Here is a 14,022-nt window from a genome sequence, read left to right as displayed (position 1 = left end):
GGTCCCATTCCGAACCCGGAAGCTAAGGCCTGACACGGCGAGGGTACTGCACTCGATAGGGTGTGGGAGACTAGCACGCTGCCGCATTAATCTTCTAGCGGGGAACTTGATTGTTCCCCGCTTTTTTTATTCCCACACTACTGTTTTTTGTAATACTCCAAACACGCGCTAGTATCCTCACATTTGGAGGGTTTGAGGCTGTGTAGCACTCCAAACGCGAGAGAATCATCTCACATTTGGAGCGAATACTGATATTAAACCCTCCAAACATGAGGAAAACTTACGGCAAATGTTTCCATGGCTACATTTGCCGTATGGTTGTGATTAAATAATTGTAGTCGGCGCAGAAGCATGAGCTTTCGGTATGCTGTTGGTAAGCTTTAGGAAAGCTTTACCTAAGCTATCGTTAAGATTTCCGTGAGCTTATTCCAGTGAGCTTTGAGTATTAAGTATTGCGTCGATTACAATTGGGCCAGCAATTGAGTTGATAATTGGGCTATCAATTGAAATAAAATTAAGCAATTAATAATGCGGAATATTGTAACTAAAGCGTGTGCTATTTGCGATTATGCTATTAGCGATTATTCTGTAAATTTCATACAAGGAGTAGGTATGAATAAAGCCCTTATTAACATTGATTATACGAATGATTTTGTGGCAAGTGATGGCTCTCTTACTGTAGGCGAGCCTGCGCAAAAGCTCGAGAAGCGTATTACTGAGATTTCGCAAGAGTTTCTTGACGCTGGTGAGTTTGTTGTTTTTGCGATTGATACGCATCATTTGAATGACACGTATCATCCTGAAACTAAGCTTTTCCCACCTCATAATATCGCCGGAACTCACGGTCAGAAGTTATATGGCACGCTTGGCGATTTTTACGAAGCGAATAAAGATAAAAGCAACGTGTATTACATTCACAAGACTCGCTACTCTTCGTTTAATGGCACGGATTTGCTGATTAAGCTTCGCGAACGCCACATTGAGGAGTTGCATTTGGTGGGAGTTTGCACGGATATTTGCGTGCTTCACACTGCTGTTGATGCGTATAATCTTGGATTTAAGATTGTGGTTCATAAGGATGCCGTAGCAAGCTTTGATCCTGCAGGGCATGAGTGGGCGCTTCGTCACTTTAAGACTTGTCTTAATGCGGATATCGTAGAAGGCTAACTTACTAAAGTTACTTACTAAAGTACTTTAAAAGCAGTTACTAAATCTGCTTAAAAAAGATTATCTAATAACGCTGGTTGCTTGATGCGCCAGCGTTTTTGTTTATTCGGAGTGTCGACTTGCTTTTAATGAGAATCATTATTATTATTAGTAGACGTTGTTAAAATCTTCCATAATTATTTGCGAAAAGAAGAGCGCATATAACGGTAAGAAGATGAAGTGTAGAGAGCGAAATAGTAATTATGACTCATGCAGTGAAGTCTATGTTTAAGCGAGCGCTTGCTTCTGCAAGTGTATTTGTGCTTGCTTTTGCAGTGCTGGTATCTGGTTTTGGTGCTGCAGTGCCTGCGCTTGCGAGCGAAAGGCACACTACTTACGCATACGACGCATCTAAGAAAGACGTACTCTCAAACGGTCACATGGATATTTTTTATCCTTTTATGCTTAACGACAAATTAATTATGGGTTTTGAAGCAAATTCTATGCTTTACAAGCCGGAAAACATTACGATGAAGGTTGGAAAATCTTCATATAGCACTAAGCCTTTTGACAACTACAAAAACAAATTACCATTTGACGCATCAAAGGGTTATTGGCTTTTAGATGAGTCTGGTAATAAACAAGATAAAGAGTTGTTCCCAGGGTGGGATACGTCTGTAGCAAGATACGCTGTTGGTGCCGAAAATCCAGATGGAGCAACTGCAGACATTGTTGTGCAAAAGGTAATCGCTCCTAAAGGCGGAAAAGTCTTAGTATGGGAAACAGATAAAAATAAGCAGGGTGAGTCTAGGGCTAAATCTTTTGAGTACCAAGATAAAGACGATGTTGAAGGCGAAGAAGGTAGCCGCTTTGAGTTTCCAGGCGTAATTCATCAACCTCAGGTAATTCATCAGCATACAAACTGGGTATTTACTCAACCTGGTACGTATAAGCTGGAAGTGTATGCGGTTATTAAGAATAAGAAAACTCAAAAAACTATTACTACGAATACTGCAGAATATACTTTTGAAATTGCAGCAAGTAATAATCACACTGTTCCTCTTGGCTCAACTATTAAAGAGCGAGGAAAAGCTGAAATCCCAGTTTTGGACGCAAATACTAAGGACGAAGATCCGAGCGATAATCCTGAGTGTAAAGATGGTCAGCTGTGCATTTTAGGCATACGAAATAAGGGATTACACCCACATTATCATTCTTATGAAATTGGCGGAGACTTAAACCTTTACACCTACATGGATGGTTTAAAGGAAAAAATTGCAAGTGGTGAAATAAAAAGGCCTACGTATCGTTGGTGCATAACTCGCGCGGATGAGCAAGAAGGTACAGAAGGAACTTGCTTTATGGGAGAAAGGCTTATACTTCCTCCAGAGCCTGCAATGAATAATATGCAAGTTTCTGTTATTGTTACGGCTTTTGAAGGCACTTTTGATTATGAAAAACAACGCGCAACCGGAAAAATAGTTGTAGAAGATCACGGAGCCGACGGTAGGCCAGTTGTTGCAATTAAGGGCAAAAACAAGGTTAATGTTGGTGAAACTGTGCATCTTAATGCAAAGCTGTATTCGCCTCGTGTACCTGTTGTAAATGGTGGGGCTGGAGATCCAGAAGAGCCTGCTACGTCCATAGTTAAAAAATACAGGTGGATGATTAAGAAGGATGGCGAAAAAAACTTTACTAATATACCAATGGCTGAAGGTAAAAGCCTTGATTTAGTAGTTGACGAAAGTATGCAGGATGCTGTTATTCGTGCTTCGCTTGTTTTGGACGACGGAACTTTGTACAGGAATGCTGGGTATGACGATTTCTGCGATTGGACTGTTAATATTAAAAATTTGAACAAGAACAATCCAGGAAAAGCTGAAAAATCTAAAGACAAGAATAAGCATAAGAATCAGAAGAACAGTAAGAAGCGTAAAAATAAAAAAATTAAGCGCAATAAGAATAAGAAGCGTAAATCTGGCGAAAATAGTGAAGCAGATGGACAGTCTGAAGATGGTAAGCCTGAAGATGGTAAGCCGGCAGGCAGCAAAAATAATTCTAAAGCTGAGCATGCAGGCGATAACGCAGGCGAAAATGAAAATGCCAGCTCAGAAGACAATATTGATAAAGTCATAGATGCTTCAAGCCAGAATCAGACTGACGCAAATAATAATTCTAAAACTTCCGGCGCTGAGCAGAATAATCTTCAGAACGCTGGTAGCACTCCGTTAGCTAAGAAAACTCAATCAAAAGGCGGATTTGCAAATTCTGGTGGCGGTTTTACAAAATCAGCTTCTAGAACCTTGGGTGGGTTGCGTCATAGTAGATCTTCTTCAAAGCATGCTAAAAAGCTGAAAAAAGTTAAGCTTCTTAGAAAAAAGAGCAAAAAATCCACTAAGAATGCCTCGTATGAGTCTGAAGAAAGCAACGATGAGTATTCAGAAAACTTAACTGAAGGCGAAGAATCTCAAGAAGAAAAAGATTATAAAACAAAATGGGTGGCTGCTGCTATTGGTGCCGCAAGCGTAAGTTTGTGCACAATAACAGGAGTTGGAGCATTCTTACTTCGTTCACGCTTGAAAATGTTATAAAGGATAAAAAATGATAAATAATAAGCGTTATATTTCAAAAGGAATTATTGCGTTTGCTGCAACAGCGATTATGATAATAGCAACTTTGTTGTTGCCGACTTCTTTTGTGGAATCTGCTCACGCGGCAAGCAGCAACCAACCTGTTATGATTCAGGCAGGTCACGCCGATTTTGGACCAACTCTTGCGGGCGGAAATTGGAAAATACAAATTCGTGACGATACTGGTGACGATCCAGTGTGGCGAGATCCAGAAAATGTTGTGTTCAAGCTGGGTAGTAGCTCGATTATTTCAATGCCAAACGATTCTACCTACAGTTTTATTGGTGAAAAGCCTGGAACCAAACTTTACGTAATTCCACAAACTCAGAATCCTGATGTTCCATGGCTTGGATGGAATACTCAAGAAGGTGGAGTGTTAAACGAGCTTGATCGCGGAGCTAACCTTTCGCTCGAAGGAGTAAGCGGTCCAGGAAAATTGCACGTTTACTTAGAAAATGGCAATAATAATCCGCAGCAACTTTGGGATAGTACTAAAGGTTATCCGCAAAACAGCTGGATTGAAACTAACGCTCATACTCACGTGAATTGGGTGTTTTCTAAGCCTGGTATTTACCATGTGAAGCTCACTTTTTCTGGAAAATTGAAGAATGGGCGAAAAGTAAGCGATACTCGCGTTCTTAATTTTGCGGTTGGAGACAATACGGATCCGCAGGCTGCTCTTGGTGGCGCTGCTGGTGGAGCGCAGGAAGCTGAGTCACAAAACGGCAGTGAAGATTCTGAAGATAATGGCGAGGATGAAAACGCAGAACAGAATAATGGAAATGCTGACAATAATAAATCTGGTATAGCTTCAAGCAAAAAGCATCAAAAGTCTCATAAAGCAGATGATACTGTTGTAATTGCGCAGATTGTGATGATTATTGTTGTAATTCTTACCGTCGTTATTATTGCGTTTATTTTATTCGCTGTAATAAAAAGCAAGAAAGCGCGCGAACAGGCGATTTCGCAGCAAAATACTCTCGGAGATTTAGTGAATGCTTCGGAAGAAACAATTATTTTGCCAAAAACTGATTTGAATAAGTAGCTAATAAGTAGCGAATTAGTAATAAATAAGTAGTTTAGGATAAGTAATGCTTAAAAAATCTACATTAATTTGCATGAGGCTGTTTAGTGCTTTTGTTAGCGCGATTATTTCAGTCGGCTTTTTAGCTTCCATGTGCTGCTGCAATTGCGGTAGTGCGTACGCGGACGAGGCTGGCGTAAGCTCTGGCTCTAGTGCGAATAGTGAAAAAATTGATGGCGCTGAAAATAAGCAGAATTGCAAGGATGCTGTTGTATCTGACGATGCTGAAAGTGAAGACCGTTCGTATATAACAGCAAAATGCATGGTAAACAAAGGTCATACAGACGCGTTCGCAACGTATATTAGCAAAAAAGGAAAATTTGTTTTAGGAACTCGCGGAGATAGTTTCCCTGGAGTTAATGAAAAGCATAGATACAATCCAACTCTATTAGTATTTGTACTTGGAAACAACACTAAACAATCTAGTGAAGGACTAAAGTTTTTGCCCAAAAATGGCAGTGATGTGCCAATTTGGGGATTACCTCAAACTCAAGATACTAGTAAATTGTGGCCGGGATTTGCAACCGAAACTTTAGGTGAAAAATCTGGTATAACAGGCGTAAGATTTGCTATAAAAAGCGCAACAGTTCCAAAAGGCGGAGCCGTGTACGCTTATCAGGATGATGCTCATGGTGACGTAACACCTGTTATAGGAACGCCTAACACAAAATTCCCGCACAAAATGTATGTGGGTTCAAAAGCGCATATGCATGTTAATTGGATATTTACCAAAGCTGGAAAGTATGTTCTTGACGTGGAAGCTGCTGGAAGGAATGAAGCAGGCTCTATTTATAAAAATGTACAACGATACACGTTTGAAGTAGATATGGATGCTGCTGCCTCTAGCGATAATGAATCGATTGCAGCTTCTGATGAAGAATTTAATGATTACAGTGGATTCGTTAAATTAGAAAAGCAGAAGGCTGAGGAAGATTCCGACGGTGAGGAATCTGAAGGCGAAGGTGAAAGTGACTCAGATTCCGATTCTGACGATGAGGAATCTGAAGGCGAAAATGGCAGCGATGATGACGATGAGGATTCATCGACTTCAATTGTTATAAACGGCAATAACAACAGAGTGTACGTAACGCCTTGGCCTGGATCTAAGCCAAGTGGCGGATTGGCAAATCGTGGCTCTGAAGATGAAGAAGAAGCCGAAACAGAATCTAGTAAAAATAATTTAGATTCTAAACAATCCAAATCTAAAAATAAGAATAAAAAAACAACTAAAAAATGTTCAACTTTTAACGATATAAAAGAAGATAAGCTGATTATCAAACATGGGCACGTTGATTTAGCAACGTACTCAAACGGTAGCGGAATCGGCTTTGCAGTGCAAGAAGACGTAACTGGATCTCACGTAAAGCGCGACCCAAGTAAAGTCGTATTTTACGCAGGAAATGCAGCAAAAGATGGAAATGTGTGGAGACTTCCTCAAACGCAAAAAGGAAGCGTTCCATGGGTTGGTTGGAGCAACCAAGGTTTGCATCCGCATAAATCCAGCAAAATAAGTCTTGAATCTGTAAAAGGGCCTGGCAGTGTGCGCATTTGGTTGCAGGGTGGACTTGGCACAAAAGCGAAAACTGTTATGTCTAGTAACGGAAATCGAACTTACACAATTCCGGCTAATACGCATATGCACTTGAACTGGGATTTTTCAAAATCTGGATACTACACGATTCGTCTTGCAGTTAGCGCTAATGGCAAAACTCTTGCTAAGGATTTCCACTTCGCAATTGGTGTGGACGCGCTTAAAACACCTATGGGCTGCTCCGTAAGCGAAGTTGGTGGAGATGAAGGAGACAATGTTGCTGATGGTGACGGCGACGGCGCAACTGAAGGCACAACTGAAGGCGCAACTGACGGTGCAACTTCATTTGAAAATGGCGGAAACGGCGGAAATTCTGGAAGCAATTCTGGAAGCAATAATAATGGTGGGAGCACGCCATTAGCTGCTGCATCATACTCTGGTAATGGTGGTTCATCATTCTTTGGGGGAGGGTTTGCTTCCAATAAATCTAAATCCGGAAAATCTAAATCCTCAAAAACCGGCAGAACTGTGAAGCTATTCGGCACAATCGGCAGCAAGTCGCGCAAAGGTGTTGAAGCAAAATATGCTTCTAAGCGCGTTAAGGGTCTTAGAAGAAGCTTGCTTAGCAATGTAAAAGATGATGAGTCAACTGGAATTTCAGGATTGTTTAGTAGGAATCCTGTGCTTGCATACTCGCTTATTATTGGTGGAGTATTAACTGTTCTATCCGTTACTGCTGCCGGAATTTGGTTCCTCTACAAGCGCGGACTCATTAGTTTGAATTGGTTACTGCGCTATTAAGGTTTATTTCGCTATTAAAAGTAGTAGGAGTGTGTAAGGGTGATTCGTTGGCCCAGAAAAACAAAGCAAACTTTTTTTGCTGCGATTGACGCAATTGCAGTGGTTGCGCTTATTTTTCCGCTTTCTGCTTGTGGCAGCGCAAACGGCAATACGCGCGCAGGACATATGGATGGCCGTATTAATGTGGTTACTACTACAGGCGTTTTGCGCGATATGGTGGCGAATGTAGCAGGAGATGCTGCAAATGTGAGTTCAATAGTGCCGGATAATGCAGATCCGCACTCTTACGAGCCGCGATTGCGATCAATTCGAGACGTTGTGTATGCGGACGTGGCTTTTAGTAATTACATGATGCTTGAAGAGCACGGCGTGATTACAGCTTTGGACGCAAATTTGCGAAAAGGCGTGCCGAATGTTGAGCTTGCTGAAGAAAGCGTGAAACATGCGGCGGATATTATTCCAATGGTCGAAGACGTGTCTTTGGATACTATTTGGCTAGGTCTTGCTACAGAACGCATGGCTGCGCAAGTTGGAGCAGAAGCTGCAACTGTGAAATCTGCAACTGTGAAATCTTCTGAAGAATCGCAAAATTCTAAATCTTCTGAAGAATCGCAATCTTCTACATCTTCGCAGTCTTCACAATCAAACGCGCCTTCAACAGTAACAAAAGAAGGACGCGCAACCGTAATAAAGCCAAATGCATACAACATGAAGCGTTCGGACAGAATCCGCTTAACTGCAACAAAAGTAAAAGGACCTGGAGCATTATTCGCTTACCTTACAGGCACTTTTGGAAGCGTAGAAACTTACGTAAATTCAGCGAACGGAATTAGCGACGAAGATCATGTGGATTTGCCAGCGGATGCGCACACGCACTTAAGTTGGGCTTTTAGCAAGCCAGGAGAGTACACGCTTGATTGGCATGCGGATATTTTAGATGCTCAAGGCGCAAGAGTTGCAAGCTTAGGTAATACCAGTATGCGTTTTGCTGTTGGTGTAAACGCACAGAAAGTAGCGAAAAAGCGCAAAGCTCGCGTGGTTTTGAATCAAGGTCACGCTGATTTAGCATACGATTTGGCGTCGCACGGGTTTATGTACCGAGTGGATACTTTGCAAGAAAAGCGCTCTGCTGCGCCAAAACGCGTGTATTATGCGCCTCGCGATGTAGTAGTAGAAGTGCCGACTAATGCGCTGAAGGAGATTCCGGCAGAGCAGGGGTATCGTTTTTTGGGTGCTGCTCGCGAAAAGTTGTATCAGCTTCCGCAAGCTGTTTTAGGAAAGCATGTTCACGGAGATATTGACCCGCATTTGTGGCAGTCAGTAAAAAACGGTATTGCTTATGTGCGCACAATTGCGGATCGCTTGTGCGAAGTGGACGCTAAAAACGCTCGCAAATATCGCGCAAATGCGGACCGATATATTAACAAACTTCTTGACGTAGACGCGTATATGCGCAAAAAAGTTGCGTCAATTCCAAAAGAGCGCCGCAACTTAGTTACAACGCACGACGCTTTTGCATACTTGGGTAAAGCTTACGGTGTAAATATTGCAGGATTTGTAACAATTAACCCTTCAAGCGAGCCGAGCGTGCAAGATAGGCGCAGGCTTTCGCAAATTTTGCGCGACTTGGAAATTCCTGCAGTGTTTTTGGAGCCGAATTTGATTTCGCGCTCGTCTGTGCTTAAAGAGCTTGCAGCCGAAGCGCATGTGAAAGTTTGCCCAATTTATGGTGACGCTTTCGACGCGAAGGTTAGAACTTACGCGGATATGATGCGAGCTAACGCGGATTCTTTAGCGAAATGTTTGAAGTGATAGCGAAGTGATAGCGAAGTGGATGGGATTTATGAATAAAAATATTAGCGAAAATAGTACTGTTATTAACGCGCAAAACTTGAGTGTAAGCTACGCAAATCGCACTGTTGTAAAAGACGTTTCTTTTACTATCAATAGTGGCGAATTCGTTGGGTTACTGGGTGCGAACGGCGCTGGGAAAACAACGCTTTTCCGCGCAATTATGGGGCTGATTCCGCACGCCGGAAAACTAGAAGTTAAAGCTCCTAGCGCAGAAGGCGATAGTGTAAATTCGCGCGTATCTTACGTTGGATACGTGCCTCAACGTCACGATATTGCGTGGGATTTTCCGCTTTCTGTTTTAGATGTGGTGATGATGGGTAGGATTCGTCACATTGGTTACGTTCGTCGCGCAAAAAAAGAAGATTACGAAATTGCGCTTGCCTCGCTTCACCGCACAGGAATGGCTGATTTTCGAGACCGCACAATTGGTGAGCTTTCCGGCGGCCAGCGTCAGCGCGTGTTGGTTGCGCGAGCACTTGCAGGCGAGCCGAGACTTCTTTTACTTGACGAACCTTTTACCGGACTCGATATGCCAACTCAAGAGCTACTTACGAGCCTATTTTTGGATTTAGCAAAGTCTGGAGAAGCAATTCTTATGAGTTCTCACGACATAATCGGCTCAATTAACTCATGCTCAAGAATCATGCTTTTTGATGGCACTATTGTTGGCGATGACGAGCCGCAAAATTTGAGCGCGGAAAAGTGGGTGCAAACATTCCATGTAGCGCCTGAAAATCCGCTTATTAAAGCAGTTGAGCGAGTAATCGGGAAAAAATAGAGGTGGAAAAGTAAATGTTATCTCCAATCGAATTTATACAAGACTTAAGCAATCCGGACCTTTGGTTTCTTCTAAAAGCGCTTATTGTAGCCTGCCTTTCTAGCGTAATTTGCGGAGCAGTGGGCTGCTATGTGGTGCTTCGCGGAATGGCGTTCATTGGCGACGCCGTAGCGCACTCCGTATTCCCAGGACTCGCAATCGCCTTCGTATTACAAGGAAATCTGCTTCTTGGCGGCGCGCTCGCAGGAGTTGCAACCGCACTAATCGTATCTATTTTTAGCCAAAACCGCAGGCTTCGCGAAGACTCGTTTATTGGCGTATTCTTCGTATCTGCTTTCGCGCTTGGAATCGTAATAATTTCAAAAGCTTCAGGCTACGCCGGATCTTTGGAATCCTTCCTTTTTGGCTCTATTACGGGCATTCCGGACTCGGATATTGCTGTGGTAGCTGTTACAGGGCTGATTATTTTAGCGCTTTTAAGCATGTTCCACAAAGAACTTGTTTGCGTGTCGATGGATCGCGAAACTTCGCGCGCAATGGGATTGCCAGTTGCGTGGCTAGACGGAATGCTGTACGTTTTGGTGGCGATTGCCGTGGTTGTTTCTGTGCAAATTATTGGAAACGTGCTTGTGCTTGCGCTGCTTGTGACTCCTGCTGCAACTGCGCGACTGCTTACAGATAGGCTGTCTAGGATGATGATTTTGGCACCGGTTATTGGTTGCGTTTCGTCGATTGTGGGCATGTATATTTCTTGGAGCTTTGATACTGCAACAGGCGGCACGATTGTGCTAGTTGCAACGGTGCTTTTTGTGCTTGCATGGGTTTGCTCGCCTAAGCATGGGCTGATTGCGAAGGCGTGTGTAAAGAAAATAGTGTAACGCAGGTTTATAGCGTGCGGCACAATAGACGTATGGTATCAAAAGGAAAACCTTCGCCAAGAAGTGCTGTTAAACGCTTAAGCGATGAGCAAGTAGAGCGCTTAGCGCGTGTACACAACTTAGTTGACCCAACGTATTACTATCCAACCGGTGCACGTAAGCCAAACCAGGCAGAAATTGACGCGCAAAATCCTAAAGCCGCCGAAAGGTTGCTTGAAGGAACGTCGCGCGTATTGCGTTCGCGCTGCAAAGTAAAGGCGTGGGGATTAGAAAACGTGCCAGAAGAAGGCGTGTTTATTACCGCTTGCACGCACGTTACAATGTTTGACGTTTTTATACCAATGACAGCGCTATTCCACCAAGGTCGTAGACCTCGTTACATGGCAAAGGCAGAACTTGCGCACTGGCCAATCTTAGGCAAATGGTTCCAGCTAGTAGGTATGCAGTCGGTTCCGCGCAGAAGTGGAAAAGCGCGCGAAATTGAGGAAGAATCAATCAAAATCCTCACGAACGGAAGACCTTTAAGCATTTGGCCAGAAGGCACTTTAACGCGCGACCCTAAAAAATGGCCTATGAGCATGAAGCCTGGAATTGGAATTATTGCGCTCGAAGCTTCTCGCAGGCTGGGGCATCAGATTCCGCTATTTTGCGCGGTTGTGTGGGGTGCTGCAAGCATTAACCACTGGTGGCCTTGGCCGAAGAAAAACGTTGTAATGTGCTACGATACTCAGCTTGATTATTCCGACTTGCTGCAGGGAAGCGAAAATTGGGGAGAATTGCCTCCAATGGAATCTGCCGAAGAGCTTGCTCGTCGCGTGCGAGTGCGCATGACGCAAATTATGGAAGAGATTCGCGGCGAAAAAGCTCCTGCTGGATACTTTGATTACAGGCAGATGAAACGCGTTACGGAAGAATAAAAAATATACGGAAGAATAAAATAAAGTATCTTTTTAAAATCCCGTAAAGCGGCGTGTGTAGTATTAAGTAATAGTGTGATTATAAGTCAAAATTGAGCTGCAAATTAGCTTGCGAAATGCGCGAAACTATAACGCAGCCCACGAAACTTCAAACCGAAAGGCAGGACGTAAACATGAACGTTACGGTGTTGGGTGCTGGTGCTTGGGGAACTGCGTTTGGTCAAGTGCTTGCGGACGCAGGAAATCAAGTGACGATGTGGGCAATAGAGCCGGAAATCGTTGAAGGAATTCGCGACCATCATCATAACGGCGTGCGCTTGCCAAGCGTAGAAAAACTTCCAGAAAACATGACCGCAACAGGAGATCGTGCTGAGGCTGTTGCGAACGCGGATATTGTAGTTGTGGCTATTGCAGCACAATTTGCTCGCGTTGCCTTAGCAGAATTCGTGGGTTTGATTCCACAAAACGCGATCGTTGTTTCGCTTATGAAAGGCATTGAGCGCACAACCGGCAAGCGTATGGACGAAGTCGTGTGCGAAGCATTGAACTTGCCGCGTAACCGTTTCGCTGCACTTTCCGGACCAAACTTAAGCAAGGAAGTAGCATCTCGCCATCCGGCTGCAGCAGTAGTTGCTTGCGTAGAAAAGTCTCAGGCAGAAGTAGTTGCAAAAGCTTGCTCAAACAGCTACTTTAAGGCGTTTGTATCAACCGACGTAATCGGCGTAGAAATGTGCGGCTCGCTTAAAAACGTGGTTGCGCTCGCAGTTGGCATGGCTCGAGGCGCAGGATACGGCGAAAACACTGCAGCTATGATCGAAACTCGCGGTCTTGCAGAATTGACGGCTTTGGGCGTTGCAGAAGGCGCAGATTCGCGCACTTTTGCAGGTCTTGCAGGCTTTGGTGATTTAGTTGCAACTTGCGGATCTCCACTAAGCCGCAACTACACTTTCGGTGCAAATCTTGGCAAAGGTATGAGCGTTGAAGAAGCAACCGCCGTAAGCAATGGTGTTGCAGAAGGCGTTCCGACCACAAGTGCAGTAGTGGCAATGGGAAAGCGATTAGGCGTTGCAACTCCGCTCGCAAGCGCAATGGCTCGCGTGCTTGAAGAAGGAATTTCCTGCCAAGAAATGCTCGCAATGCTTTTTGACGACGATGTTTGCGAAGAGTAAGTAGCTTTTGCGAAAAGTAGCGCGCGTAAATAATCGTAAATAATCGAAAATAATTAAAATAATCAAAAATAAAATATATAAAGGAAAAAAATGACGAAAAAGCGTGTAGTGTTCTTGTATGGCGGTAAAGCAGACGAACATTCGATTTCTTGCATATCGGCTGCTGGAGTACTCAGTGCTGTAGACGAAAGTCGATTCGAGATTGTACGTATTGCAATCACAAAGCAAGGCGAGTGGATTGTTGGCGGAGAAGATCCTCGTAACTTCCACATGGAAGAAGGAGAGCTTCCGGTAATAACAAAAACTGCTGAAACGCGCGATGTTGTGCTAGACCCAGCTAAAGGCGCAGACGGATTTTTGGTGCGAGAAGCAGACGGCACGCTTACAAGTTTGGGTCATATTGACGCAGTGTTTCCGGTTCTTCACGGGCCAAACGGCGAAGATGGCACTTTGCAGGGCTTGCTAGAAATGATGCAAGTTCCATACGTTGGTTGCGGAGTTCTAGCATCGGCTGCGTGCATGGATAAGTATTACGCGAAGCAACTTTTTAAGGCTGCCGGAATTAATGTTGCTCCTGGAATCGCACTGGATGCGCGAAAGTTTGCAAGCGATGCGGCGAACAATTTTGCTGCGTATGCAAACGAAATTCTTGCGCAAGTTGAAGCTGCAAAACTAGAGTATCCGCTTTTTGTAAAGCCAAGCCGTGCAGGATCTAGTTTTGGAGTTACAAAAGTTGAATCGCGCGATGCTAAAGCTTTAGCGGATGCAGTTTTTGAGGCTTCAAAGCACGATTGGCGAGTATTGATAGAGCAAGGAATTGACGCGCGAGAAATTGAGTGCGCGGTTCTTGCCGCTCGCGACGGCGAAGAGCCTCAGGCGAGCTGGCCTGGAGAAGTTGTGCTAGACAAGCGCCAGGCTGGAGAAGACCAGTTCTACGATTTTGACAGTAAATACATGGATTCTGCAGCTTCACACGTTGAAGTTCCGGCCGATCTTCCGGAAGAAACTTTGCAGCGCGTTCGCAAAACAGCGCTTGCAGCATTCAAGGCGGCAGATGGAAGAGGATTAAGTCGCGTGGATTCTTTCGTAACTAAAGATGGCCGCGTAATTCTTAACGAGATCAACACAATGCCTGGATTTACGCCAATTTCCATGTATCCAAAAGCTTGGGAAGCAACCGGAATAAGCTATAGCGATTTAATCACAAAGCTTATTGAAGGCGTTCTGAAATAAT

At 44.0% G+C, this 14,022-nt stretch carries 10 protein-coding genes; all 10 read left to right on the top strand.

From position 1 onward, the window contains the following. Positions 1-612: 612 nt before the first annotated feature. The 10 genes from ACLD5M_RS02600 to ACLD5M_RS02555 all read left to right on the top strand — a co-directional run bounded on the left by ACLD5M_RS02600 (position 613) and on the right by ACLD5M_RS02555 (position 14,021). Entirely contained in the window at positions 613-1,167 is a 555-nt protein-coding gene (locus ACLD5M_RS02600; RefSeq protein ID WP_004133792.1) for a cysteine hydrolase family protein, read from the top strand. A 242-nt stretch (positions 1,168-1,409) separates the two neighbouring features. Continuing rightward, positions 1,410-3,737, top strand: coding sequence for a choice-of-anchor M domain-containing protein (locus ACLD5M_RS02595; protein ID WP_004133791.1), 2,328 nt, complete (start codon positions 1,410-1,412; stop codon positions 3,735-3,737). A 10-nt stretch (positions 3,738-3,747) separates the two neighbouring features. Continuing rightward, positions 3,748-4,821: a TIGR03773 family transporter-associated surface protein gene (locus ACLD5M_RS02590; protein WP_004133789.1), complete on the top strand. Its 1,074-nt coding sequence runs from the start codon at positions 3,748-3,750 to the stop codon at positions 4,819-4,821. 46 nt (positions 4,822-4,867) lie between these two features. Further along, a complete protein-coding gene (locus tag ACLD5M_RS02585; RefSeq protein ID WP_004133787.1) occupies positions 4,868-7,192 on the top strand; it encodes a choice-of-anchor M domain-containing protein in 2,325 nt (774 codons plus the stop codon). A 39-nt stretch (positions 7,193-7,231) separates the two neighbouring features. After that, positions 7,232-9,004 (top strand): anchored repeat ABC transporter, substrate-binding protein, encoded by a 1,773-nt coding sequence (locus tag ACLD5M_RS02580; RefSeq protein ID WP_004133785.1) that lies wholly within the window; start codon positions 7,232-7,234, stop codon positions 9,002-9,004. 22 nt (positions 9,005-9,026) lie between these two features. Then, positions 9,027-9,824, top strand: a complete 798-nt coding sequence (locus tag ACLD5M_RS02575) for an anchored repeat-type ABC transporter ATP-binding subunit (RefSeq protein ID WP_004133783.1) — start codon at positions 9,027-9,029, stop codon at positions 9,822-9,824. Between the two features lie 14 nt (positions 9,825-9,838). After that, complete coding sequence (locus tag ACLD5M_RS02570; RefSeq protein ID WP_004133781.1) at positions 9,839-10,702, top strand: anchored repeat-type ABC transporter permease subunit; 864 nt, start codon at positions 9,839-9,841, stop codon at positions 10,700-10,702. A gap of 32 nt (positions 10,703-10,734) precedes the next feature. Further along, positions 10,735-11,619, top strand: a complete 885-nt coding sequence (locus ACLD5M_RS02565; protein WP_004135615.1) for a lysophospholipid acyltransferase family protein — start codon at positions 10,735-10,737, stop codon at positions 11,617-11,619. A 173-nt stretch (positions 11,620-11,792) separates the two neighbouring features. Then, complete coding sequence (locus tag ACLD5M_RS02560) at positions 11,793-12,788, top strand: NAD(P)H-dependent glycerol-3-phosphate dehydrogenase (protein ID WP_004129133.1); 996 nt, start codon at positions 11,793-11,795, stop codon at positions 12,786-12,788. Between the two features lie 90 nt (positions 12,789-12,878). Beyond that, positions 12,879-14,021, top strand: coding sequence for a D-alanine--D-alanine ligase family protein (locus tag ACLD5M_RS02555; RefSeq protein ID WP_375169272.1), 1,143 nt, complete (start codon positions 12,879-12,881; stop codon positions 14,019-14,021). Position 14,022 lies beyond the last annotated feature (1 nt).

Origin of the sequence: Gardnerella sp. Marseille-Q9185, assembly GCF_046508745.1 — a bacterium.
Classification (GTDB): domain Bacteria; phylum Actinomycetota; class Actinomycetes; order Actinomycetales; family Bifidobacteriaceae; genus Bifidobacterium; species Bifidobacterium greenwoodii.
This window is presented reverse-complemented; position numbering and strand designations above follow the sequence as displayed.